Raw genomic sequence first — 24383 nt, forward strand, 5'->3', positions numbered from 1 at the left:
TTCTCCGTTCATTCCGGGAATGCCCTGCCCGGGATCTGCCGGGCCATCGCCACGTCGATGGTGTGGGTGAGCAGATGGAGCGGCGCCGCGTCCGTTCCGCCCGCTTCCGCCGCCACCCAGTAGGCCAGGCCGGTGGCCGCGCCGACCGGCCCGCGAACGAGGGGTACGTCCGCTCCGGAAGCGTGGAGCAGGGACTCCAGCCGGCAGGAGGCGATGGTCCCCGGGAGCGAGGGCTGCGCGAGGTATCCGGCCACCGCGGCGGCGGGCAGACCGTCGGCCACCTGCCGTTCGACGGTTCCGACGCTCAGCAGCCCGCCGCCCACGACCAGGACATCCCTCGCCCGGCCCATCCGGCTCATGGCGTGCCCGGTGTCGAAGCAGTGCGGGAACGAGTCGTCGACCACCGTCGTACCGGGTTCGAGACGGTCGACGTCCACGAGCGTGCCGCCGCCGCTGACCGCCGCGACGATCAGGCGTGCCCCGTACACCGCGTCGGGCAGCCCCCCGTCCGACGCGAGTACGTCGACGGCGTCGGCGAGACCGCGTTCGCGGAGGCGTTCGGCCAGTTCCTTCAGGCGCGGTCCGCTGCCCGCCACGTCGCACAGCAGGAGCCGGGCGGGCGGGGACTCCGCCTGGCCGAGCAGCAGCTCCAGCGAGGAGGAACCGATGGAGCCCAGCCCCACGAACGCGACGGTGAGGGAACCCAGCTTCTGCCCGGTGGCGTCGAGCGCGGCGTGGACGGTCTTGACGACGGAGACGACGGTCGCCGCATGGCCGGTGGTCACGGCCGTGGCCGCTGCGCTGGTGCCGAGGGCGCGCAGGACATCGAACCCGTAGCCGGTGAGCGAAGGGATCATGCCGGCGAGCGAGACGGACCGGGCGCCGAAGGACGAGGCGAGTTCCACGCCGTGTGCGGTGTGCCCCAGCAGGGCGGATCCAGGCGCCAGTTCGTCCGCGAACAGGGGCACGCACACGAAGCCCGAACGCCCCAGCGGGGTGCTCAGGGTTTCGAGGAGCCGTGGGCGCCCGTCCGGGAAGAGCAGGGTGCGCAGCTCCTCGCGGGGCAGCGCCGACTCCGGCAGGCGGGCCAGCCGGGCGAGGTGGGCCGGGGACGGCAGGTAGCCGATGAGTGCGGCATCCATGCACGGCTCCTGGCCGGGACCGCTCGGGCTCGCCACGGTCCGGCTCCCGGCGCGCCGCTGCTTCGGCACCGGCGCGGCCGCCGCGCACGTCAGCGCATCCCGTACCGCCTCCGTGAACGCGGCCAGCGCCCGCGGCGTGAACGCGGCCGCCGACGCGCGGACGGTGAGCCGCAGCCGCCCGGAGTCCAGGCCGGCTGCCAGGAACACTTCCGTACCGACCGGAGGCGGGGCGTACTCGCCGGCGCTGTCCTGACGGCCGACCGTGAGGGTCCGCCCGCTCTCCGGCCCCAGAGCGGAGAAGTCCAGGTAGGTGAAGAAGAACTGTGAGGCCAGGGGCAGCCCGCCGGGCAGCGGCGGCACGGGACCGTCGTGGACCTGCGCCGACGTCGCATCGGCGACGATCCGCCGCAGATCGTCCTCGAAGTCCGCGCCCGACGGCCGCCCGGAGTCCGGACCGGCCGGCCGCAGGGGTACGGCCGTGGCGTAGGGGCCGAACACCCGGTGTGCGTCCGGCAGGGCGAGGTCCCTGCCGCTGACGGCGAGACCGAGCACCAGGTCCTCCCGGCCGGTCGTGGCCACGAGCGCCCGGTAGTAGGCGGTCAGCACGGGGGCGTAGAGGGTGGCGCCGGTGCGGGAGGCGAGGCCGCGCAGCCTCTCCACCTGGTCGGCCCCGATGGTGAACCCGTCGGTGAGGAACGGCGCGTGGCGGTTCGCCTTACCGCTGCTCCGGTCGGTGCCCGCGCTCAGGACCGGTGGGCGGTAGGGCGCGCTCAGCAGCGCCCACCGGCTCCCGTCGCGCGTCGTCGCCGGCGTGACGGCGTCGGCATCGGCACCGGTGGGGGCGGTCGCGTCCGTCCGTACGGCCAGACGGGCGGCGTGGTCGCGGAACGTGCTGCGCAGCGGGGCCAGAGCCGGCTCCTCGTCGCGGGACAGCGCGTCGTACACGGTCGTCAACTCCCGGATCAGGAGTGCCGCGCTGTAGCCGTCACCGATGATGTGGTGCGCGTGCACCAGCAGGACGTGGTCCTCGGGGGCGAGGGTGAGTACCCGCAGACGCAGCAGGGGCCAGGCCCAGGGTTCGAAGCGGCGCCTGCGTTCGGCGGCGGTCGCGTCGTCGATGCCGTGCGGTCCGACGACGGTCTCGAAGTCGACCGGCAGGCGCAGCGACGGCGGCAGCTCCTGCTGGACGGCCGGGCGTGCTCCGGCGGGAAAGACGGTGCGCAGCATGGGATGCCGTACGACGAGGGCGTCCACCGCCAGCTGGAACCGGGCGGTGTCGAGCGGGCCGTGCAGGCGCAGCTGCGTGAGCCAGGACGATGCCTCACCCGGCGCGATGGCCTCGGCCAGCAGGAAGCCCCGCTGGGTGGGCGTGAGAGGGAAGGGCAGGGGGCCGGCCCCGTCCGCCCCCGCGTCCCGGAGCGAGGGGCCCACGGCGGTGACGGGCGGGTCAGCGGGGTCCGCGGCGGCCGCGTCCACGGCGCCGGCGAGGGCGGCCAGGGTGCGGTGACGGTAGATCACGGTCGGCCGGGGGAGCGGCCCGCCCTCCTTCTCCAGCCGGGCGAACACCTCCAGTACGAGCAGGGAGTCGCCGCCCAGAGCGAAGAAGTCGTCCTCGCGGCACACGTCGTCGGCCTGGAGCAGCACGGACCAGATTCGGGCCAGCCGGACCTCGGTCGGCGTCAGGGGCGCGGTACGGGAGCCGTCCCCGGGCCCCGCCGGCTCGTCGCCGCCCTCCCCCCGAGCACCCGCCCGGAGGGCGAGCAGCCCACGCCGGTCGATCTTGCCCGTGCCGGTGAGCGGCATCCTGCCGACAAAGGTGATGCGGGACGGAAGCATGTACGGCGGCAGCGTCTCCGCGAGATAGAGCCGAAGCGCCACGGCGTCCGCGCCGGACGCTCCCGGCGTCGGGGTCACGAATGCCACCAGGCGGCCGTCCTGGAGGAGGACGACGGCCTGGGCGATGTCCGCACGGGCTCGGAGCACGGCCTCGATCTCGCCGGGCTCGACCCGGTTGCCACGGACCTTCACCTGGTCGTCCAGACGTCCGAGGAACTCCAGGGTGCCGTCCTCGGCAACCCGTGCCCGGTCGCCGCTGCGGTACCAGCGCCGCCCCCGCCGGTTCGTGAACGCAGCCTCGGTCAGGGCCGGTTCGCCGAGGTACCCGGAGGTCAGGCCGATCCCCGCGATGAGGAGCTCACCGGCCTCGCCGGGCTGCCGCACCTCCCCGCCGGTCCCGACGACCTCGACCTCCGTCCCGGCCACGGGACGGCCGATGGGCAGCTGACGCACGTGGTCACCGGGCCGGGTGCTGATGATGTGGCAGGTCGTGTTGATGGTCGCTTCGGTCGGCCCGTAGAGGTTGGCGATGCGCTGTCCGCTGCCGAAGAGATCGAACCAGCGGCGCACATGGGCGGGCGACAGGGCCTCGCCGCCGACGTGGATCCACCGGAGGGAGGACAGGTCCGGCCGTGGCGCGCCGTGCCGTACCCGCTCCTCGGAGGCGGCGAGGAGCTGTTCCCAGAGGGTGGGTACGGAGCTCCACACCGTGATCCGGGTGCGTTCGACATGCGTCAGCAGGAGGCCGGGATCACGCAGGAGGTCCCGGTCCACCGTCACCACGGCCGCGCCGACGAGCAGAGGGGCGAGGAGCTGGCGGACGGAGGCGTCGAAACAGAGCGACGCCGTCTGGGCGAGACGGTCGTGCTCGTCGTACCCGAAGGTGGAGATGGCCCAGGAGAGGTAGTTCTCCATCGAACGGTAGGTGATGGGCACGGCCTTGGGGCGCCCGGTGGAGCCGGAGGTGAAGATCACGTAGGCGATCGAGTCCGCGTCGACGGGCCCCGCCGGCTCGTCGGCGGCCCCCTGCGGGGCGGGCTCCGTCATGTCGGCGGACACCAGGGCGACGCCGTCACCGAGGGCCTCGCCCGCCGCACGGGTGGCGGCGTGGCAGAGAACCGTACGGGCACCGGAGCGGTCGAGCTGGTCCGCGAGGCGTGCGGTCGGGTGGCCGGAGTCCAGCGGCACCCAGCCCGCCCCGGCGCGCAGGACGGCGACGACCGAGACGACGGCGTCGGCGCCGGGTTCGGTCAGGAGTCCGACCAGGCTTCCCGGAGTGACGCCGTGGGCCGTGAGCCGGGCCGCGAGGGCGTGGGAGGCGCGGTCGAGTCCGGCGTACGTCAGGGTCTCGGCGCCCGTATCGACGGCGACCGCGTCCGGGGTGGCCCGGAACCGGGCGAGCAGCCGCTCCACGATCGTGGCGGAGCCGGTCCCGGGGCGGGCGGTCTCGGCCCCGGCCAGGGCGGTCAGTTCGTCGTGGAAGTCGCGGTCCAGACGGGCCACCGTCCCCGCGTCGAAGAGGTGGACGGGGAAGTTCCACGAGAAGCGCAGGACCGGGCCGTCCTGCCAGCAGAGCAGGCTGAGGCGGGTCGCGGGGGTCCCGGTCCCGGCCGCGGTCGGCCGCACGGTCACCGGGCACCGCGCGTCGAGGGCCGCCGGGAAGCGGGCGAAGCTGAAACCGGCCGGGCTCACCGTCCGCGGCCCGGCCCCGGCGGGGCGCCCCGGCAGCAGCCGGGCCAGGTCGAGACTGGTGGGCGCCGCATGCCGCTCGCCCTCCAGCCAGAGCTGCCCGATCCGCGCGGCGAGGTCCCACACCGACTCGTCCGGGTCGGCCTCGCACAGCAGGGGGAGGGTGTCGGCGAGCGGTCCCACCAGCCGGTCCAGGCCCGGCAGCCGGACGTCCCGCCGGGCGCGGGCGACGTTCACCGGGACCTCGCGCTGTCCGCTCCACCGGCCCAGACACCGCACATGGGCGGCGAGCAGCAGATGGAACAGGCTCACGCCGTGCGCCGCGGCACGCTCCTCCAGCGCGGCGGTCAGCTGTGCGTCGAGGGCGCTCTGACGGGAGGCCAGGGGAGCGGTCGGGAGGGCGGCGGGATCACCGTCGTACGGCAGCCGCAGCTCCTCGCCCCGGGTGGCCAGCCGGTCCGACCAGTAGCGCAGGCCGTCGGCGAGAGCCTGGGCACCGGCCGCGGAGGAACGCTCCTCTGCGACAGCGGCGCGGTACCGCGCGAAGTCGGTGGCGAGAGCCGGCAGCGACGGCTCGTCCACGTGGTCCTGCCCGTGGGCGAGAGCCGTGTAGAGCGACCAGAGTTCCTCGGCGAGGACATTGAGGCTGTAGCCGTCACCGGCCGTGTGGTGGATCACCAGCACCAGATGGGCCAGGTCCCAGCTCTGCCGGGCGAGGACCGCGCGCACGGGAGGCTCGGCGGAGAGGTCGAACGGCCGGTTGCGCAGGGCGTTCTCGAGGTCCTCGAGACGGTCGGGGCACTCCCGCACCTCATACCAGGCGAACAGGTCGGTGGGCGGCGCGATGTACTGCCGGGGGGCGTTCGTGCCGTTCTCGTCCGTGCGGTCCTCGACGCGGACCCGCAGCATGGTGTGGCGGTCGGCGAGCGCGGTGAGCGCGCGGCCGAGGAGCTCGCTGTCGAGGGGGCCCTGGACGGTCTGGCGCACATATCCGTGGGCCGGGATGTCCGGGTGGAGCCGGCCGCTGGTGTGCAGGGCCAGCTGGACGGGGGTGAGCGGGAACGGCACCCCGTCCGCGACGGAGGAGGGGGCCGCCGGGGGCGCCGGTGGCGCGTCGGCCGGGGCATCGAGGTGCGCGGCCAGTTCGCGGACGGTCCGGAACTCGAAGAAGAGCGTGGCGGGCAGGGAGGCGCCCAGCTCCCGCTCCAGTTGCCGGACGAGGTCGACGGCGGCGAGCGAGTCCAGGCCGAGGGTGAGAAAGGGCGCGTCGTCGGGGATCTCGGCGGGAGGCAGCCGCAACGCCGCCGCCAGGAGCCGGCGCAACAGCGCGGCGGTGCCCGTGCCCGTACGCGTAACGGCAGCTGCGGACCGCTCGGTGGAAGACGGGAGGGACTGCGGCTGTGCGTCCGGTACGGACCCCGGTGCCGACAGCGGCGCCGCGTTCGCCGAGACCTCGGTGCCGCGGTCCGATGGCGCCAGATCCGCCAGCAGCAGCTGTGCCGAGTCGACGCCCCACGCCGTACGGAGTGCCGCGAGCGCGGGAGCGGTGGCCACCGGCCTGCCGCCGGCCCGCTGTCCGGCGGCGGAACCCTGCCCCGCCCCTGCGCCGAGCGCGGCGGCCATGCCCGTTTCGGCGAACGCGGCGAGGTTCACGGACTGCCAGGGCCTGCCCGCCTGCCGCTCCGACGCGGCGAACGCGTCGAGGAAGGCGTTGGCACCCGCGTAGTCGCCCAACGCGCCCGCCAGGCCGGGCAGCAGGGCGGAGACCGAGGAGAACGTGACACACACGGCCGGGGCGAGCCCGTGCCGTCGCAGGGCCTGGGAGAGCAGCAGCGTGCCTCGGGTCTTGGCGGACAAGGCGTGAGCGGACTCTTCCGCGTCTCTGTTCCGCAGCGTGCCGGGGCGGACCACCCCAGCCGCGTGGAAGAGGCCGTCCAGACGGGGAAGCTGGGCGAGAAGCAGGTCGACGTCCCGCTCCACCGACACATCGGCCATGCGGTAGTGGACGGTCGCGCCCATGGCGCGGAGCTCCTCGACGAGCCCCGCGGGGGGCTGGGGGGAGCGCCCGGCGAGTACGAGGGTGGGGCGGCCCCTTCCGGCGAGGTCCCGGGCAAGTGCGCCCCCGATCCCGCCGCCGCCTCCGGTGATGAGGAAGGTGCCGTCGGGCGGCGGCGGGGACGTCGCCGCACCCGTCGGCGCCAGAGGCGCGACGCCGCGGGTGAGCCGGCGGCCCGCCCGCCAGGCGACCGTGGTGGCCCCGCCAGGGGTGCCGCCCGCCCGCAGTTCGGCGAGTACGGCGGCCAGCCGCTGGGCCGGGGTGTCCAGCGAACAGAGGTCGACACCGGTGGCCGAACAGCCCGGCGTCTCCTGCGGCAGAGCCAGCAACGGCCCGCCCAGCACCGCATGGGCCGGCCGCGGACGCTCGGACACGGCCCCGGTGGTGTGGACGTCCTCCGTCAGCACCACCATCCGGTTCGCCCGGGTCTCGTCCAGCCGGGCGAGAGCCTCCCCGAAGGCGGCCAGCGCGGTCTCCTGCGCCCGGCCGAGTGCGTCGGCGTCCTCGTGGGCGGGTGCGGGACCGGCCACCAGCACCACGGCGTCCGGCGGAGCCTCGCCCCCCGTGTGCAGTCGGATGCCCTCGGCGGAGAGCTGCCCGGCGAGCCGGCTGACGGACGCGGCGTCAGGGCCGGTCAACAGCACGGAACGCACCGCCGCCGCAGCCTCCGCCGACGTCGCGGGCAGCGTGGAGTCCTCCCACAGGACCTGGTGCAGGAGCGGACGCACAGGCGGATCGGCCCAGTACCGGTCGCGCCGGAAGGGGTAGGTGGGCAAGGGAACCCGGTGGTGGCCCGCGTGGAGTGTGGTGCGGTCCAGCGGCACACCACGCGACCACAGCCGCCCGATGGTCTCCAGCAGCGCCCGGCGCCCGTCACCGCCCGGCGTGCTGGCGTCGGCACCGCCGGGGAGAGCGGGGATCACCATCACGGCACCGGCCGTCCCTCCCCCGGCCAGGAGGTCCTCGGGGACCGCCCCCTGCCCTGCGCCCGCGGCCGCCGCCGCCCGCGCCGCGCCGGACAGCGGCGCCCCGTGCCCGACCTCCACGAACGTGTCGTACCCCTCGCCGGCCATGCGTTCCACGGCGGCTCCGAACAGCACCGGCCGCAGGGCGTGTTCGCGCAGGTACTCGGGGTCCAGGACCGGCTGCCACGCGGCGGTGACCGTACTCATCAGCGGGACGGACGGGTCATGAAGGGTGAGCGCACGTGCCGCGTCGGCGAGCCGCTCGGCGATCGGGCGCATGAGCGGTGAGTGGAAGGCGCGGGAGACCCGCAGACGCCGTACGGCGATGCCCTGGGCACCGAGGTCGCGGGCAGCGCGCTCCACGGCGGGAACGGAACCGGAGAGAACCTGGAGCCCGGGTCCGTTGTACGCCGCCACGGCGAGGTCACCGTCCGCCCCGGCCACCACCGCGGCGACGGCCTCCTCATCGCCGCGGACGGCGATCATGGCGCCGGGCTCGGTGAACGCGCCCATGAGACGGCCGCGCTCGGCCGCGAACCGTACGGCGTCCCGCAGGGTGAGCACCCCGCCGACAGAGGCGGCGGCGATCTCCCCGACACTGTGTCCGGCGACCGCGTCGGGCTCCACGCCCCACTCCCGCAACTGCCGGGCGAGCGCGATCCCGGAGGCGACGAGCAGCGGCTGCGCCACCTCCGTCATGGCCTGCGCGTCGGCGCCCGCCTCCGGATCCAGGCCCCAGTCCACCAGGGGCCGCCCACACACCGGCCCGAGGAGCGCGGACGCCTCGTCGAGCGTGTCCCGGAACACCGGCGCCGTACGGTACAGCGCCCGGTCCCGCCCGGGGAACTGCGCGCCCTGCCCGGGAAACAGGAAGACGAGCCGCGGCCGCGAACGGACGGCAGCCTCCCCATGCGGGACACGTGCCGTGAGCCTGGCACGCAGATCACCGTCCGCGACGAGCGCCAGCCGGTAGGGGCCGTCGTCCCGGGACGTGCTCGCGGTCAGGCAGACATCCCCTTCGCCCAGCTCCGGATGGCCGTCCAGGTGGGCGGCGAGCCGCGCTGCCGCCTCCCGCAGCCCGTCCGCGCTCCGGGCCGACAGCGTCAGCAGATGCGGCCCGGCCGAGGCGCCCTCGTACGGGGTGCGGGGCGGGGCCTCCTCCAGCACGGCGTGCGCGTTGGTGCCGCCGAAACCGAACGCGTTGACGCCCGCCACGAGCGGCCCGGAAGCGGTCCAGTCCCGGGCCTCGGTCACCACGGAGAAACCGGCGGGCGCGAGGCCCGGCGAGGCAGGCGCGTGGTGCAGCGACGGAGGAAGCCTGCGGTGGTGCAGAGCCAGCACGACCTTCACCAGAGCCGGCAGGGCGGCCGCGTTGAGCAGATGCCCGATGTTCGTCTTCACCGAACCGAGCAGCCGCGGCTCGCCGTCGGCCCGTGCGGGAAACGCGTGGGCGAGCGAGCGCAACTCGATCGGATCCCCCACGGGCGTGCCCGTTCCATGAGCCTCCACATAGGTGACCGAAGCGGGATCGACACCGGCCGCCTCGTACGCCCGGCTGATGACCTCGCGCTGCCGCAGCGGGTTGGGGGCCATGAGGCTCATCGAACGGCCGTCGTTGTTGACGGCCGTGCCCCGGACCACCGCGAGTACGGAGTCGTCGGCGGTGCGAGCGGCATCGAGGCGCGTCAGGACGACGGCCGCGCCGCCCTCACCGGGCACGAAGCCGTCGGCGTCGGCACTGAAGGCGCGGCTGCGGCCGGTGGGGGAGAGGGCCTGAGCCTCCTCCAGCAGACGGTGACCGGTGGACGTCAGGTGGAGGTTGGCCCCGCCGACCACGGCGAGATCGCACTCCCCGTCCAGGAGGCTGCGCCGCGCCAGGTGCAGCGCCACCAGCCCCGACGAGCACGCGGTGTCCACGGCGAGCGCGGGACCGTCGAGGTCGAGGCACTGGGAGACGCGGGCGGCGACGAGGCTGGGCAGGTTCCCGGTGAGCGTGGCGGACAGGGGAGACCCGTCGGCCGAGGCACGGTCCAGCACCTCCCGGTAGCCGCTCTCCCCGACGGCCGCGAAGACCCCGATCCTGCGCCCGCGCCGCCGGGGCCCCGCGTATCCGGCACGTTCGAGGGCCTCATGGGCGAGTTCGAGGAAGAGCCGCGCCTGCGGATCGAGCGCTCGGGCCTCGTCCTCGGCGATGCCGAAGTAGCCGGCGTCGAAACCGGCGGGGTCGTCGAGCAGAGCGCCCCAGCGCTTCCGGGCCGCTGCGGGCCGGGTCCCGGGGTCGTCCCATCGCCCGTCCGGTACGGGGGTGACGGCGTCGTGCCCGTCGATGAGCAGGTCCCAGAAGGCGTCGGGCGTGTCGGCGCCGGGGAACCGGCACGCCATCCCGATGACGGCCGCTGACGCGTCCGAACCGGCCCCGGCCCTCCCGCCGGGCTGCGCACTCCCAGGCGCGGCCGACGGGAGTGCGGGAACAGTGGCCAGAAGATGACCGGAGAGTGCGGCGACCGTGCCGTGGTCACGTATCACCGCCGGTGGCAGCGTCAGCCCGAACGTGTCCTCCAGCGCCACGAGAGCCTCCATGGCCTTGAGGGACGTCCCCCCGAGGCTCTCGAACGGCTCGTGCCGCCCGATCGACCCCGCGGCCCGCCCCAGCACACGCGCCCACACCTCCCGTACGGCCTGTTCGGCCGCGGCCCGCGACCGGGGCGCCGCGGCCGGTGCGGGAGGCACAGGAGACGCGGACCCGGGCCCCGCACCGGTCGAAGACGCGACAGCCTTCCCCGGGCCCCGGTCGCCCGCCTCGAACCGCTCCCGCAGCCGCTGCCGTTGCAGCTTCCCGCTCGTCGTACGGGGAAAGGCCCCCGGGGGCAGGGCCAGCACCCGTACGTCGTCGTGGAGCAGCGCCTCGCGCACCCGGGCGGCGACCCGTTCGAGCACCTCCGCCGCCTCGCCCGGCGGCCGGGCCCACGGGACGAACACCACGACGCGTTCCCCACCGGTCACAGGATCGGTCGAGCCGATCACCGCCGGAGCACCGGGCGGCAGCCCGGGCGTCGCCGCCGCGACCGCCTCCATGTCCGGGGCGTGGAAGGTCCGGCCGTTCAGGAACAGCACGTCCTTGTGCCGCCCCGTGACGCACAGCCGTCCGTCCCGCAGGAACCCGAGATCGCCGGTACGCAGCCACCCGCCCGCGAACACACCGGCGCTCACGCCGGGAAGCCCGTGGTAGCCGCGGGCCAGCTGAGGACCGCTCACCATGATGTGCCCGATCCGCCGGTCCCCGAGATCCGCGTCCCCGTCGTCGACGATCCGCACGGCGCAGCCCGTCACCGGAAGCCCGACATCCATCAGCTCGACGGCCCCCTCGCCCGCCACCGAGTCCACCGCCACACCCCGGCTCAGCGATTCCCGGTCCAGAACCAGCGGCTCGGCCACTTCCCCCGGCGGCGGGAACGTCACCGCCAGCGTTGCCTCCGCCAGCCCGTAGACCGGCTGGGCCGCCGACGGATCCAGCCCGGCCGGGCGCATCCTGTCGGCGAACTCCCGCCACACCGCGGGCGCGATCGGCTCCGCGCCCACCAGCATCAGCCGTACGGCCGACAGGTCCAGCCGTGCGATGACCTCGTCCGGAACCCGCCGGACGGCCAGCGCCAGGGCGAAGTTGGCCGCGGAGAGCACGGTGGCCCGGTGCCGGTCCGCCACCTCGAACCACATCCGGGGCCGCTTGGCGAACGACAGCGGCCCGATCTTCACCTGCTTGGCCCGGGCGGCCAGCGGGGCGAGGTGGGTACCGATGAGCCCCATGTCATGGAAGTACGGCATCCAGCTGACCACGACGTCGTCCGCACCGAGCGCCGAGGCCTTGCGTATCTGTTCCAGATTGGCCAGCACCGCACCATGGGTCACCTCCACCCCCTTGGGTGCACCGGTGCTCCCCGAGGAGAACTGCACGAAGGCGACGTCGTCCGGCCCGGCGACGACGGGTTCCCGCAGCACCGGCCCCTGCCGCAGCACACCGAGCGTCAGAACGCTCACGTCACCGGGAAGTTCACCGGCCACCGCACTGGTCGCCGCGTCCACGACGACGGGAGGCCGGCCCAGGTGCTCCCAGACCGGGAGGACACGCCGGGCGTCGGGAGCGAGCGGCACGGGGACGAGACCGGCGGCGAGCGCGCCCCAGAACATGGGCTGGAAGTCCTCGCTGCGGTCGGCGAGCAAGGGCACACAGGTCCCCGGCACGACGCCGGCCTCCCGGAGGCCGCCGGCCACGTGCAGCGCGTCGTCGAGGAGTTCGCGCAGAGTGACGGTCAGCTCGCTCCCGTCGCCGCGGACATGGACGACGACCTGTCCGGGAACCTCACGGACCGCGCTCAGCAGTACGTCCAGCAGTGTCATGTTGTTGTCCACCGGTCCCCGTCGGTTCGTTCTCCACCCGCGCGGCGGCGCACGTGTCGATCAGATTCCCGGCCGGTCACCGGCCCCTAGTGATGATCTTAAAAACGCCCAGGTCCCGGGGGATCCACCGCCGGGAGGAGACCGCGTGCGCCCTGAGGCTGACCCGGGCTCCGGCGACGGGTGACGGAGGCGGCAGGCTCTCCGGCGAGGCCGGAGGAGTACGCGTGATGTGACAGCACCGGATCAGACCGCCGGTACCGGCCAGGGAGAACCGGCGCGGCGGACCGGTGGCGTCGGGTGTCCTGGCCGGGCAGGACACCCGACGGCTCCTACGCGCCGGCCGGACCGGCCTGCTGCACGACCTCGAAGGACCACACCGTCGACCCACTGGCCGCCGGCTTCGGGCGGTCGCCGCCGCCGGCGCCGCCTCCCTGGTGGGCCGCCTTCATCGGACCCTCCATCCAGGCCTGGAAGGACGCCTCGTCGCGCCACCGCGTGTAGACGAGGTAGTCGTCCGTGCCCTCGACGGGCCGGAGGAGCTCGAACCACTCGAACCCGTCGGAGCTCTCGACGGCATGGGCCCGGGACGCGAAGCGCTTCTCCAGCGTCTCGCGTTGTTCCTGGGGGACGGTCAGCACATTGATCTTGACTACGCTCATGGCCTCATCCTGCCGTACGACGCTCAACGGAAGGAGCAGCGGTCCCGCAGCGTACGAGAACGAGCCGACCGGCCGTTCCGGCAACCCGGACGCCCTACTCGGGCTGTGTCACGGTCAACGCCCACCGGACGTCGTCCTCGGAGGCGTCGACCTCTACGGAGAACGACCCCCAGCGCACCACCCCCGGGTCCATCGCCACCGAGCCCACGCCCGCACGGCCCACCGGACAGTCCACCGCGAACGCCGCAACCTGGATTGCCTGCGACTCCATCGTCACCCGCACATCTCCGCCGCCCTCACAAGCCACCGTGAGCACGGTCGGCAACCTGTCCGACGCACCCCCCGACGCGACACCGCCGTCCCCCCTGCTCTCCTCCACCCACACCAGGCCGTCCGGGCCAGGATGGGGAAGCAGTCCCCCGGCCGTCGCCGCGGCGGCGGGTACCGTGCCTGCACCCGCGATCGCGAACACCGTCAGCAGCGCCATCGTCGCGGTCTTCCGTACACCCGTCATACTCACTCCTCAGTCACTCGGCAGGAAGCCACAGCATGGCGCCGGGAGGGCCGAACGGCACGAGTACGCCTACTCATGACACCCGCGCACGAACATGAGGCGAGCATGCACATGCGGCGAAAATTCTCACCGAGCGTGGCGTAAGTGCGGCGCCGCGAACTCCGGCGCCACCAGGCTGCTCAGCCGGCCCCGGCCGACCCGTCGTCGACGGGGATGCCCAGTCGGCCGGCCAAGGTGGTCAGGGCCGCGCCCAGTGGCAGCGCGATGCGGGTGACGGCGTGGCGGTCGCCCCGCGTCGGATCCCGGTTGACGATCAGCACGGGCTGTCCGGCCTGGGCTGCCTGGCGGACGAACCGGAGCCCGGACATCACTGTCAGCGAGGAACCCAGGACGAGCAGGGTGGTGGCCTGACGGACCAGTGCGCGGCAGTGCGCGACCCGCTCGGCGGGTACGGCCTCCCCGAAGAACACCACGTCGGGTTTGAGGATGCCGCCGCAGACGGTGCACGGCACCACGCGGAAGTCCCCGACCTGCTCGTCGGTGAGGTCGGCGTCGCCGTCCGGGTTGATCACGGCGGCCACGGGCGCGAAACCCTGGTTGGCCTCCTCCAGCCGCCGGGCGAGCTCGCGGCGCGGGCTGAGGCTGCCGCAGGAGAGACAGACCACCCGGTCCAGGCCTCCGTGAAGTTCCACGACCTCTTCGCTGCCGGCGGCCTGGTGCAGACCGTCGACGTTCTGGGTGATCACGCCCGAGAGCATGCCGTGCCGTTCGAACGAGGCCACGGCCCGGTGCCCGGCATTGGGGCGGGCGCTGCCGAAGGTACGCCAGCCGAGATGGCTGCGCGCCCAGTACCTGCGACGGGCCCGGGCGTCGGCGGTGAAGTCCTGGTACGTCATCGGGGTGTGCCGGCTCAGGCTCCCGCCCTCACCCCGGTAGTCGGGGATGCCCGACTCGGTGGAGATACCCGCCCCGCTCAGCACCAGCACACCGCCCCTGCTCAGCGCGTCGGCGACCGGCTCCAGATCGGTGGTGCCCGGCGACAGATCCTCGGTGGGGGTCCAGCTCAGGGTGGGGCGCATGCGCATGCCCCCAGCGTACGGAACGAGCCGCCGGAACCCGGCGCCGCCACCGCGCCACGGGCGCACCGTTCCTGTCCCGCGCCCGTGGGAAGCCGACCCTATCCGGCCACGGCTGGGAAAGGGTGGACCGACGGGTACGGGAAGACGCTGCCGACCTGCGATCCGTACGGGCGATTTCCGGCCTGTCTCGCATGACAGGAGCATGGCGACAGCCTCTCGGTGGGCATAGGTTCTGCGGCTCCCGGAAACTCGGCAACTGGCCTTCCAGCCGGACCGGTTGGCAGCAACCGTCCTCCCGCACTCTCGGCTCCGTCCGGAGCCGAGCCCCCATGAGTGAAGGGACAGCAATGCTCAATTCGATAGCGCTGAAGACAGCCGGCATCGTCGCGGCGATCACCCTGACCACCGTCACGGCGGCGAGTGCCACGCAGGCGCCGGCTCCGCACGTCGCGGAAGGAGCGGCAGCGGTGGTGACACTCCGATACGACGACAGTCGTGCGGGCGGCTGGGAGGCGGCGATCGCGGCAGGGGTCGCCTCGTGGAACGCGAACGTCGGCAACGTCAAGCTGGTCGAGGCCGCGCCCGGCGCGCGCGCCGAGATCCAGATCGTGGCCACCAGCGGCTGGCCGCAGGCCACACTCGGACCGGTCCGCCCGGGCGGCCAGGTCAGGGTGGAACTGGGCAGCCGGGCGGTCACCGAGGGGCACGACAAGACCCGCATCGCCGCCCACGAGATCGGCCACAGTCTGGGCCTGCCGGACACCAAGCCCGGTCCCTGCTCCCAGCTGATGTCGGGCTCGAGCGCCGGTACCAGCTGCAGGAACGCCGTCCCGAACGCGACGGAGCAGTTCCGCGTCGAATCCTTCTACGCCAACGGCCTCGCCTCCCGCACCCCGGCCGACGGGCGGATCCTGGTGGACGCTCCGTAGCGGGGCGTCCGACGAGCGCGAGGTAGGAGGCCCGCACCGCTTCTCGGTCACTCCGGTCCCTGAAGGGCTGCCGTTACTCACCCGGCTCGCCCTGGCTGCCGGCCCGCGATCGAAGGCGAATCGCTCCGACTGCGGGCACGCCGCTCTTCACCCCGGGAGGCGGCCCACGCCACTCGGGAGCTTGGTGCCCGAAGCCGGAGACGAGGTCCGACTGAAACGCCCCCGCCCCGCTCGGCCCGCGCATGCCCGTGACGGCGCACCGGAGGTCCGGTGCGCCGTCGGGAGCCGACGGTCAAAGGCTGAGCTGTCTACTCCTTGATGAAGGCCAGCAGGTCGGGGTTGAGCACCTCGGGGTGCGTCGTGAGCATGCCGTGAGGGAAACCGTCGTAGCTCTTGAGCCGGCCGTTCCTGAGGAGTTCGACCGACAGCGGCGCCGAGTCGTCGTAGGGCACGATCTGGTCGTCGGTGCCATGTGCCACCAGGACGGGGACGTCGATCGCCTTGAGGTCCTCGGTGAAGTCCGTCTCGGAGAACGCCTTGATGCACTCGTAGTGTGCGTTGGCGGCTCCCCGCATACCCTGGCGCCACCAGTTGTCGATGACTCCCTGGGACACCTCGGCGCCGGGCCGGTTGTACCCGTAGAACGGCCCCGAGGGGACATCGATGTAGAACTGCGCACGGTTGGCGACGAGGGACGCGCGGAAGCCGTCGAACACCTCGATGGGCAGGCCGCCGGGGTTGGACGGTGTTCGCACCATGATCGGTGGCACCGCTCCGACCAGGATCGCCTTGGCGACCCGTCCCGGCTTTGCGCGCGCCACGTACCGGGCGACTTCGCCTCCGCCGGTGGAGTGGCCGATGTGGACGGCGTCCCGCAGGTCGAGAGCGTCGGTCACCGCTGCCACATCGGCGGCATAGGTGTCCATCTCGTGACCGCTCTGACTCTGGGAGGAACGCCCATGTCCTCGACGGTCGTGGGCAATCACGCGATAGCCCTCCGCGAGGAAGAACAGCATCTGATTGTCCCAGTCGTCTGCGCTGAGCGGCCAGCCGTGGTGGAACACGATCGGTCGGCCGTCGCGCGGACCCCAGTCCTTGTAGAAGATGCTCGTCCCGTCGCTCATGGTGACCTTGCTCATGGCAGACCCTTCCGCCTGGCGGATGTGGAGGATGAGTTCGGCGATCCTTCAGCCGACCGAGCGGCACGGAGGGCGGAAGCCTTCTTCGTCGTCCGGTGGGCGCGGCACAGCCGACGCGGCCAAATGAGACATTACACCCAAGTTTGCCATGGGGCATATGTACTGCCGGGCGCCTCCCTGTTCGGTGTTTTCCCTGCCGCCTGGTCAGTGTTCGTGATGCACGCCGCCGGCTAGTGCCGCATCAGGCGACGTTCGCCCCGCCTCGCGGATTGGGGCGGCGGCAGGCGCCTGCGGGATGCATCCCGCGTAGTCTCGCGGAATGCGTTCTCCTCTGAGCTTCGAGAACCCTCCCGCGTTGCCTCACGTGTCCCCCTTTTCGCCGCCCCGGCGGCGTGCTGGTGCGCCCGGCAGACGGTCGAGTCGACGGTCGCATCCCAGGTGATCAGCCCCTGCGCGTCCGCCTCGGCCTGGAGCCGGGTGACGATCCTCGCCCAGATGCCATCCCGCTGCCAGCGCCGGAACAGGTCAACGACCCGGTCCCACGGCCCGTAACGCTCCGGCACGTCTCGCCAGGGAGCACCGGTTCGAGTGCGCCACCGTATGCCATCTGTCAATTGCCGCCGCGTCCACGCCGGCGGACGGCCGGGTTTGATGCCCTGCCGTATCGGCGGCCTCAGCTGAGCTCGCTGACCGTTCGTCAGATCGCCACGCCCGACAGGCCCTGATCATCCATGACCAAGATCGACTTCCGCAACAGGACCTAACCCGCGGGCAAGTGGCTCACTACTCGCAGGACGCCTCGGACCGTGTCCCGCGCAGGCCGGCCCCGCCGCGGCAGCCTCACACCATGGGCCGGCCCCCCGGCACGGCGGCGAGTTCGTCCTCGGACAGCCCGACACCTGCCCGACACCTGAGGCACCCAGACAACGAAACCGCACCAACACACGCCTCTACGGGCACCGCCCGAGCACGTTCGTGGGACCGGCTCCGCCCCGAGCTCACCCACCGCTCGTCCTGGGCTGCGGCCGACGGCACCCTTCCAGTCGTCGAGGGGACCGTGATCCGCCTGGACATCGAGCACCTTCCCAGCGGAGCCACCCCGAAGCCGGTCTGGCTGTGGTGGTCGGGCACCGGTGCCAGCGCAGCCGACAGCGACCGGCTCCGGCAGGCATACCTGCGTCGTTTCGACGTCCAGCACACCTTCCGGCTGTTCAGGCAGACCCTCGGCTGGACCTGCCCGAAGATCCGCACCCCCGAGGCAGCGGACCGCTGGACCTGGCTGATCCTCGCCGCCTGCACCCAACTCCCCCTCGCCCGGCCACTGGCAGCCGACCGGCACCGTCCAGGGGAGAGGCGCGTTCCCGTGGGCAGGCTCACCCCAGCGCGCGTCCGCCGCGACTTCCGGCGCATCCGCGCCAAGACCGCCTGCCCGGCCGGAGCACCGAAACCCGCCCGCCCCGGACCCGGACGACCTCCCGGACGCAGGAACATCCGGCCCACCCCACGCCACGACGTCCACACACCCCGCAATACGGGCACCACTGCGTCCCGGGCCAAGAAGCCGACCACCCCGCGGCCTGCCGCACAGGTCAAAGATCAAGCTAGGCGGCCGCGCCGCCGAAACTGCGGTCAGGCTTCCTCAGACGGGTTGAGGGGCCCGACGCTTTGCCGTGCACAGTGAGACTGCCGGCAGGCTCCCAGAGTGGTCGCAGTACGGGCCTCCCGAGTGTTGACCAAAGCGACCCCTAGCCTGGGGCGGCCGCTCTACGATGGGTACCCCCGTTCCCCGCCGGGAGGCTGCTGTGCCGCCACACCGTCCTGACTTCCCGCCGAAGACTCCGCCGCCGCCGAAACGCCCCGTTGAGCCTCCCCGGCCGGAGCAGCACGAGGCCCCCGCCCCGGTCACGATCCGCGGCCGCAGCGTACGGAACTGGGCCTTCACTCCGAGTCCGGCCGCTGCCGCCCGCGCGGGCCGGGAAGTCGCGCAGGCACTGCACCGCTGGGGCTACCGGCCGAAGGACGACCGACCTCAGAAGGTCGTCGAACTGCTGTTCCGCTCGGCAGCGGAGGACGGCGGCAGGCGCGTCTCCCTGCACCTGGCCGACGACGAGAAGCGGAACCAGGTGCTGATCCTGGCGCTCAGCCACCGGCAGGACATGCCGCCCGGTGACGACGACCAGGTCCTCCGGGACACCGAGCACATGCGCACCGTGGCCGCCCTCGGCCCCCGCGATGTCGGCGTCGAGACCACACCAGACGGACGCCGCTGGTGGGCGGGACTCGACCTTCCGCGGCCCAGTAGGGCCGGCGAGTTGGAAGAGCGGGCTACGGGTACAGCTCTCCGGGGCCCCCGAAAGCTGGAGAGGCCCCAGCTGTCGGGCGGGGCCGTCACTCCGTAGGCCCGCTCGCGCTGGCCCTGACGGGCTGCGGGGGGAGGCGACGACGGCGCGAAGCCGTCCGCTGGATCATCCTTCACCCCGGACGGAGCCCGGCCCCGCTGAGGCGAGCGGCGGCAGCCGCGGTGGTGCTGGCGGGCGTCCTCGCCCCGGCCGCGCACGCGGACGACGGCCGCAGCGGCGGAGTCTTCAAGGGCGCGACGATGTTCGTCACGGTCTGCGCGTCGGACGGCGGCAGCCCGCCCGGTGCCCCGGCCAGCGACACGGCGGCCACGCCCGCCGGCGATTGTGACGGTGGCAGCTCGAAGCCGACGTGTACGTACACCCGGCTCGATCCGCAGCCGCCGCCGGACAACATGTTCTGGAGGGGCCCCGACCGGTCGGAGAAGGGCGCGGTTACGGGCTGTACTGCGCGGGCAGGCGCGGGGCGCGGACTGTATGGCTGCCGGACGGCCAGGCCCCGGACGCCGCCCCGGACATCGACCCCGAAGCCGTGCACGCCGCGCCGCTGCCTCGATGAAGCTCACCGGTCCGGCCGTGGCGAGTCCTCGCGCGGCGGGGAAGTACGTGGTCGGGATGCCGATGTGGATGTGGACGGACCCGTCCCCCACGACGTCCGGTCCCATCTCGGCATCCGCGACGGCCGGCGGCGTCACGGTCACCGCGACCGCGAAGGTCAGCACGGCCCGGTGGGCGATGGCGCCACGGTCACCTGCCACGGTCCCGGCACCCCGTACCCCCCTGCGCAGGGCATGCCGATGTCGCCGGACGGCGGCCACCGCTACCAAACGGCCCGCCTCCGACAAGCCGGACGGACGCTACCCGGGCCGCCGCGACGTGGTCGATCGCCGGGAACGCCCCGCGCTGGGCGCCTCCGGGGATTTCGCCGAGACCCACGAGACCGCATGGACGGCGTGGGTCGGTGAGGTCCAGGTCCTCAGCACCAACTGACGCGGCGGTGCGGGGAGGTAGCAGGAGGGGCCAGCCGTTGCACGGGTGCGAGGGTGGGAGGATGCGTTCATGGAGTTGGCTGACAGTGGCAGTGAGGTCGTGCACTACGTGCGGTTCCAGTCGCCGCACCGGAACCGGCGGGGACGTTTCACCGGCGTCTTCGGGCTCATCAACACCCTTGCGCGGGAGGGAAGGCTCACGGAGCAGCAGGAAGCTTTCCGCCGGAGCAACAACAGCTGGTACAACGCCGCGTACACAGACCCCTCGACCGTTGATCCCACCGTCTACGATCACGAGATCAACCCCGGCGCCTCGGCATGGTTCAAGCCTTCGGCCACCCATCTCCTTGAACGGGTCCCCGGCTATCTCCAGGTCCTGGCCGCCCACGGCGTCGACTGCCAACTCCTGCGATCCGCAGATCCAGGGCGGATCATCTACGAAGACGACGTCCAGGTCGTGGTCGTGGCCCACGCTTAGACCGTCTCCTACATGGCGAGTCGGCGGTTGTGCTGTTCATGGGAAGTGGACGGTGGGGATGGATCGTTCCGGACGGACTGCGGGAGATAGCGAGGCCGTTACTGCCGCCGGCCAGAGTTCGTCCGCAGGGCGGTGGGGTCGCGAACATCGATGATGAGGCGGCCTTCGCGGCGACCGTCTACGTGCTGGTCAGCGGGTGCGCTCGGCGGGCCTTGCCGCCGTGCTTCGGGGCGTCGAAGTCGACCGTGCACCGACGGTTCGTCATCTGGGCCAGAGCCGGAGGGTGAGGCCGGCTGCACCAGAGAACTCTGCAGCTCCTGCGGCTACCGCCGACTGAACCCGCTACGAGCGGAAACCAGGCAACTACCTGGCCCTTCTCGGACTGGCTTCCGCTCTCTGCTGCTACAGACGATTCCTCAAACTGACCATGTAGGACACGGTCTCAGGTCGGCCATCGGGAAAGCCTCACCCGGCGTGGGCCGAGCGGAGTACCCGCCTTCGCTCCGCCGCGCGTGAAAGGCGCGCAGCCGCGATCCTGGCGGAACCGGGCCGGCGCCCGCCGGCCCGGAGTCCGGCAACAGTCGGCGAGCGGAAGGCAGCTTTCCATGACCAAGAAGAGGAAGAAACTGTCCCAGGGGGACGACGTCTCCTGGAAAAGCCACGGGCAGACGGTCGACGGTTCTGTAACGCGAAGATCGATAGGCGGACCGAGGCGGGCGGCCGGACGGTGGACGCCTCGGAGGAAGAGCCGCAGTACGAGGTGAAGAGCGCCAAGACGGGCAAGAAGGCCGTCCACCGTCCGGAGTCACTGGACCGGAAGAAGAAAAGGGGCGGATCGTGACCGGGACCAGCGACCAGGAGCGGCAGGACACGCTCGACCGCTTCGACGAGGCTGTCAACATGACTGCCGGCGAGCTGGAAAAATGGCTCGCGACTGATCAGTCCCGTGAGGTCGGTCAGAAAGACGGTGGGGCTGGCGTCGCCGTCTGGTCGGTTAGGGACCGATGTCAAAGATCACACCCACATGAGGAGCGAGGCGAGGGTGACGGCTGCCTGCTAGCACTCGGCCGTTCTGTCGTATCGCGTTGCGATGCCGCGCCACTGCTTCAGCTTTTTGCAGCATCGTTCGACGCCGTTGCGGCGCTTGTAGAACTGCTTGTCGAACGACGGTGGACGGCCACCGGAACGGCCGCGCCGGAGTCGGTCGGCGATCTGGTCAGCGCGCTCGGGGATGGTATGGGTGATGTTGCGCTGCCGCAGTCAGGTGCGGATCGCCTCCGAGCTGTACCCCTTGTCGCCGATGACGTGCGCCGGCCGGATCCGGGGACGACCCACGCGCAACCGGGCCGCCGGATCGCGTCGAACAGGGTGGTGCACTGAGTGCAGTCATGGGTCTTCCCGCCAGTGAGGACCAGAGCGAGTGGGTCGCCGAGTCCGTCGACCGCCAGGCGGACTTTGCTGGTCAGCCCGCTGCGCGAGCGGCCGAGCGCTCGGTTGCGGAGCCCTTTTCTCGGGCACCGGCGGCGTGTGGTGGGTACGGACGACGGTGGAGTCGACCAAGGTGAGCCAGTCGATGCCACCGGCCGCGTCCGCCTGCGCCTGCAGCATCCGCTCGAAGGTGCCGTCCCTGGCCCAGCGACGGAACCGGGTCTGCAGAGTGGCCCACGACCCGTACTGCTCGGGCACGTCCCGCCAGGCCACACCGGTCCGGAACTTCCGCACAATCCCGTTCAGGACTGTGCGGTCGTCCAACCGAGGACGGCCCGTCGAGGGTGTCGGCAGCAAAGGCCGCAGGAGATCCCACTCGGCATCGGACAGCCTATGGCGACGCATCACCCGGCCATGATCTCCCGTCACGTCGGCCAGTCGACCGGATGATCGTCTGACCGTGGGGTCACGGCGTGCGGGCGGTCACCGCGCAGCGGCGCCGCGTGCGCCAGCGGTTACGGAGTGACGCAGCCGACTGAGCCGACCGGGAAGTTGTTGCCGGTCGATGTCGCAGTGAATCCGAAGGTGACGCTGCCTTCCGGGGCGATGGTGCGGTTGTAGTCGAGGTTTCTGACCGTGAGCGTGCCATCGGCCGCCGTGGTCAGCGTGCCGTTCCACGCGCTGCTGACCTTGGCGCCTGCGCCGGGCTTCCACTGTACGGCCCAGCTCTCACGTGCCATCGTGCTGTGGTTCATGACCTCGACGGAGCCCTGAAAGCCGCCGCTCCAGGAGTTGGTCACGCTGTATACAGCCATGCACCCTGTGTGCGGGTCCGTGGGTGTCGGGCTCGGAGTGGGGGTGGGTGTCGGATGCGGAGTTCCTTCCGAGCCGCGGATGCCGGTCACCTCGCCGTTGCCGCCATCGAAGACGATGTCGGAGCAGGAGAAGAAGTTCTCCTGGCTGTCCGAGCGCACCCACTGGATGAACATGACCGCGTCACCCGAGCGGCCCGAGGGCAGGTTCAGGTCCCAGTAGTAGTGGCCGCCGTCCGTGCCGGGCCCGCCGGCCTGCGGCGGGTCGGAGACGGTCTCGATCAGCTCGAGGTCATCCCAGCCCAGCTCGGTGCTGGGTGAGTAGCCGGGCTTGGACAGGTACACCCGGAAGGAGCCCGGGTGCGCCGCCCAGTTGCTGTGCTTGACCTGGATCGTCTGCCCGGACGTCAGGTGCGTCCGGGGCCAGTCGGAGCGTGGGGCGTTGTAACCGGTGAAGTTGTAAGGCGACCGGTCACCGGCGCTGCACAGTTTTCCGTCCGGGACGTAACCCGCCCCTCGTCCGCCCGCGTTGGAGTCGAGCACGGCGAACCAGTTGTACAGCGCGGTCGCGCCGCTCTCGTCGAGCGCGGCCTTGCACGCCGGGTTTGTCGGCTCCAGAGCGCCGGTCCCGGTCCTGGCGTCCAGCATGCAGAGGTAGGTGCGCGATCCCGGTGTCATGGTGACACCGTGTGCCTGCGCGCTGTCCTGGCCCAGTAAGGTCAGGCCGATTCCGCCGAGCAGTGTCGCGAGCACCGCTGCCAGGGAGGTGAACAGCTTCTTGCGTCGGGCCATGAGGTCTCCTGTGCCTATGTGGGGAGGTTCTGGTCGTGAGAGTCGTGCTTGGTGTACGGGCCGTAGCGTCGGTCCCCCGGAGGCGGGCCGCGGCGGCTGTGGACGGACCAGCCGTCGCACCGCAGGAGTCGACTATGGGCGGACCGGGAGGATGCGGGGTGTTGGGAGCAGCGCGGTCTACGTCGCGGAGTCCGCGCCCGTTGGGTGGGGGAGGTGGTGGTGTCGGGTCCGGGGGGTGTGCGGATCAGTGCATGTGCGGCCGCGCTGTCGGGGCCGGTCCCGCATGGGCGAGACCCGACGTCGACGGCGCCGCGTGGGGCCGACGTCGGCAGGAGTGAGGAGCGGGCTACGCGTGGTAGGGGCGGAGTGCGGTGACGCTCGCGTGCGGGGCCTGTTTACGGGAGATGTCCGGATGGGGGCGATCACGTAATTGAGGAGCGCCACCTTGTCCAGTGCTGGGAGCGCTCCCATCCCTGGATACGGACTGTAGAAGCGTTGCCGTGCTCCTGACAACCCATCGCGCACGATGCGCCGTGCGGATTGCCGGGTGCGGGGGCGGGGCTGATCGTTCTCCGTCGCCACCGGCGCGATGGCACCAGACGCCGCCCGGCCGGCGGACAAGCGGCCACGAAGAGCCATGCGGCCCAGGTCGTAGATGGCGCGACGCGCAGCACGACATCGCGGACGGCTTACCTCCGCTGCGTGTTCATCACGTAGGAGGCCGGGCTCCGCCACGCCCTGCCAAGAGAACCCTGCCGTGGCGCTCCGAACTCGGACTCAGTCTGTTCTCACCCCCCAAAGACGCCCACACCCGATCCTGCGGCTGGACGAGTTCGGCAGTACGGACTGACGGGGCGGCAGAGCTCCCACCGCCGGGCCCTGTCGGGACGCAGTCGCGTGGTGTCCTCAGCCCGGACGGTCGTTACCCGGGAAGCCGGCAAGGCGGCGAATCCTGTCCAACCGCTTGACGGTACGTCTCGCGGCGCCGAAGTTGGGAGCGCTCCCATTTGTCGCCCCACCAGACGCAATACCGGTTTCTCCAGACACCGCGTGCCCTGCCCTCTCCTGTAAGGACTTCAATGTGCCGCGATATCAGCCACGTGTTCCCCGCTACTCCCGCACGT

General features: G+C 72.3%; 11 protein-coding genes and 5 pseudogenes. 8 read left to right on the forward strand and 8 right to left on the reverse strand.

Annotation, left to right across the window (positions count from 1 at the left end; genetic code table 11):
* Positions 1-8: 8 nt before the first annotated feature.
* From ABZ154_RS26635 to ABZ154_RS26650, 4 genes are all read right to left on the reverse strand, one after another.
* A complete protein-coding gene (locus ABZ154_RS26635; RefSeq protein WP_356836660.1) occupies positions 9-12095 on the reverse strand; it encodes an amino acid adenylation domain-containing protein in 12087 nt (4028 codons plus the stop codon).
* A 317-nt stretch (positions 12096-12412) separates the two neighbouring features.
* On the reverse strand, positions 12413-12742 hold the full coding sequence (locus tag ABZ154_RS26640) for an antibiotic biosynthesis monooxygenase (RefSeq protein WP_356836662.1): 330 nt from the start codon (positions 12740-12742) through the stop codon (positions 12413-12415).
* A gap of 94 nt (positions 12743-12836) precedes the next feature.
* Entirely contained in the window at positions 12837-13256 is a 420-nt protein-coding gene (locus tag ABZ154_RS26645; RefSeq protein WP_356836664.1) for a hypothetical protein, read from the reverse strand.
* A gap of 179 nt (positions 13257-13435) precedes the next feature.
* Positions 13436-14341, reverse strand: coding sequence for an NAD-dependent protein deacetylase (locus ABZ154_RS26650; RefSeq protein WP_356836666.1), 906 nt, complete (start codon positions 14339-14341; stop codon positions 13436-13438).
* Positions 14342-14682: 341 nt separating this feature from the next.
* On the opposite strand from ABZ154_RS26650, the gene ABZ154_RS26655 reads away from it, so the two are divergent.
* Entirely contained in the window at positions 14683-15264 is a 582-nt protein-coding gene (locus tag ABZ154_RS26655; RefSeq protein ID WP_356836668.1) for a snapalysin family zinc-dependent metalloprotease, read from the forward strand.
* A gap of 308 nt (positions 15265-15572) precedes the next feature.
* On the opposite strand, the gene ABZ154_RS26660 is transcribed toward ABZ154_RS26655, so the two are convergent.
* Positions 15573-16403, reverse strand: a complete 831-nt coding sequence (locus tag ABZ154_RS26660) for an alpha/beta hydrolase (protein WP_356836669.1) — start codon at positions 16401-16403, stop codon at positions 15573-15575.
* A gap of 230 nt (positions 16404-16633) precedes the next feature.
* A complete protein-coding gene (locus ABZ154_RS26665; protein WP_356836689.1) occupies positions 16634-17104 on the reverse strand; it encodes a transposase in 471 nt (156 codons plus the stop codon).
* Positions 17105-17202: 98 nt separating this feature from the next.
* Between ABZ154_RS26665 and ABZ154_RS26670 the strand changes: the two are divergent.
* From ABZ154_RS26670 to ABZ154_RS26700, 7 genes and pseudogenes are all read left to right on the forward strand, one after another.
* Positions 17203-17982, forward strand: a pseudogene (locus tag ABZ154_RS26670) (transposase); the annotation flags it as partial.
* Positions 17983-18205: 223 nt separating this feature from the next.
* Positions 18206-18802, forward strand: a complete 597-nt coding sequence (locus tag ABZ154_RS26675) for a hypothetical protein (RefSeq protein ID WP_356836671.1) — start codon at positions 18206-18208, stop codon at positions 18800-18802.
* A gap of 513 nt (positions 18803-19315) precedes the next feature.
* Positions 19316-19750, forward strand: a complete 435-nt coding sequence (locus ABZ154_RS26680) for an ATP/GTP-binding protein (protein ID WP_356836672.1) — start codon at positions 19316-19318, stop codon at positions 19748-19750.
* Positions 19751-19819: 69 nt separating this feature from the next.
* Entirely contained in the window at positions 19820-20227 is a 408-nt protein-coding gene (locus tag ABZ154_RS26685) for a hypothetical protein (protein WP_356836673.1), read from the forward strand.
* 38 nt (positions 20228-20265) lie between these two features.
* Positions 20266-20511: pseudogene (locus ABZ154_RS26690) on the forward strand (transposase); the annotation flags it as partial.
* A 321-nt stretch (positions 20512-20832) separates the two neighbouring features.
* A pseudogene (locus ABZ154_RS26695) lies at positions 20833-21068 on the forward strand (DUF2945 domain-containing protein).
* Positions 21065-21187: pseudogene (locus ABZ154_RS26700) on the forward strand (DUF3140 domain-containing protein); the annotation flags it as partial. The pseudogenes ABZ154_RS26695 and ABZ154_RS26700, both read left to right, overlap by 4 nt.
* A 96-nt stretch (positions 21188-21283) precedes the next feature.
* On the opposite strand, the pseudogene ABZ154_RS26705 reads toward ABZ154_RS26700, so the two are convergent.
* Both ABZ154_RS26705 and ABZ154_RS26710 read right to left on the reverse strand, forming a co-directional pair.
* A pseudogene (locus ABZ154_RS26705) lies at positions 21284-22060 on the reverse strand (IS5 family transposase).
* A gap of 110 nt (positions 22061-22170) precedes the next feature.
* Positions 22171-23259 (reverse strand): lytic polysaccharide monooxygenase, encoded by a 1089-nt coding sequence (locus ABZ154_RS26710; protein WP_356836674.1) that lies wholly within the window; start codon positions 23257-23259, stop codon positions 22171-22173.
* Between the last annotated feature and the right edge of the window lie 1124 nt (positions 23260-24383).

The organism is Streptomyces sp. NPDC006261 (genome assembly GCF_040613515.1).
Classification (GTDB): Bacteria; Actinomycetota; Actinomycetes; order Streptomycetales; family Streptomycetaceae; genus Streptomyces.

Coding starts and splice junctions, on each gene's coding strand:
- ABZ154_RS26640 (WP_356836662.1), bottom strand. CDS start 12,742: ATGAGCGTAGTCAAGATCAATGTGCTGACCGTCCCCCAGGAACAACGC.
- ABZ154_RS26645 (WP_356836664.1), bottom strand. CDS start 13,256: ATGACGGGTGTACGGAAGACCGCGACGATGGCGCTGCTGACGGTGTTC.
- ABZ154_RS26650 (WP_356836666.1), bottom strand. CDS start 14,341: ATGCGCATGCGCCCCACCCTGAGCTGGACCCCCACCGAGGATCTGTCG.
- ABZ154_RS26655 (WP_356836668.1), top strand. CDS start 14,683: ATGCTCAATTCGATAGCGCTGAAGACAGCCGGCATCGTCGCGGCGATC.
- ABZ154_RS26660 (WP_356836669.1), bottom strand. CDS start 16,403: ATGAGCAAGGTCACCATGAGCGACGGGACGAGCATCTTCTACAAGGAC.
- ABZ154_RS26680 (WP_356836672.1), top strand. CDS start 19,316: ATGAAGCTCACCGGTCCGGCCGTGGCGAGTCCTCGCGCGGCGGGGAAG.
- ABZ154_RS26685 (WP_356836673.1), top strand. CDS start 19,820: ATGGAGTTGGCTGACAGTGGCAGTGAGGTCGTGCACTACGTGCGGTTC.
- ABZ154_RS26710 (WP_356836674.1), bottom strand. CDS start 23,259: ATGGCCCGACGCAAGAAGCTGTTCACCTCCCTGGCAGCGGTGCTCGCG.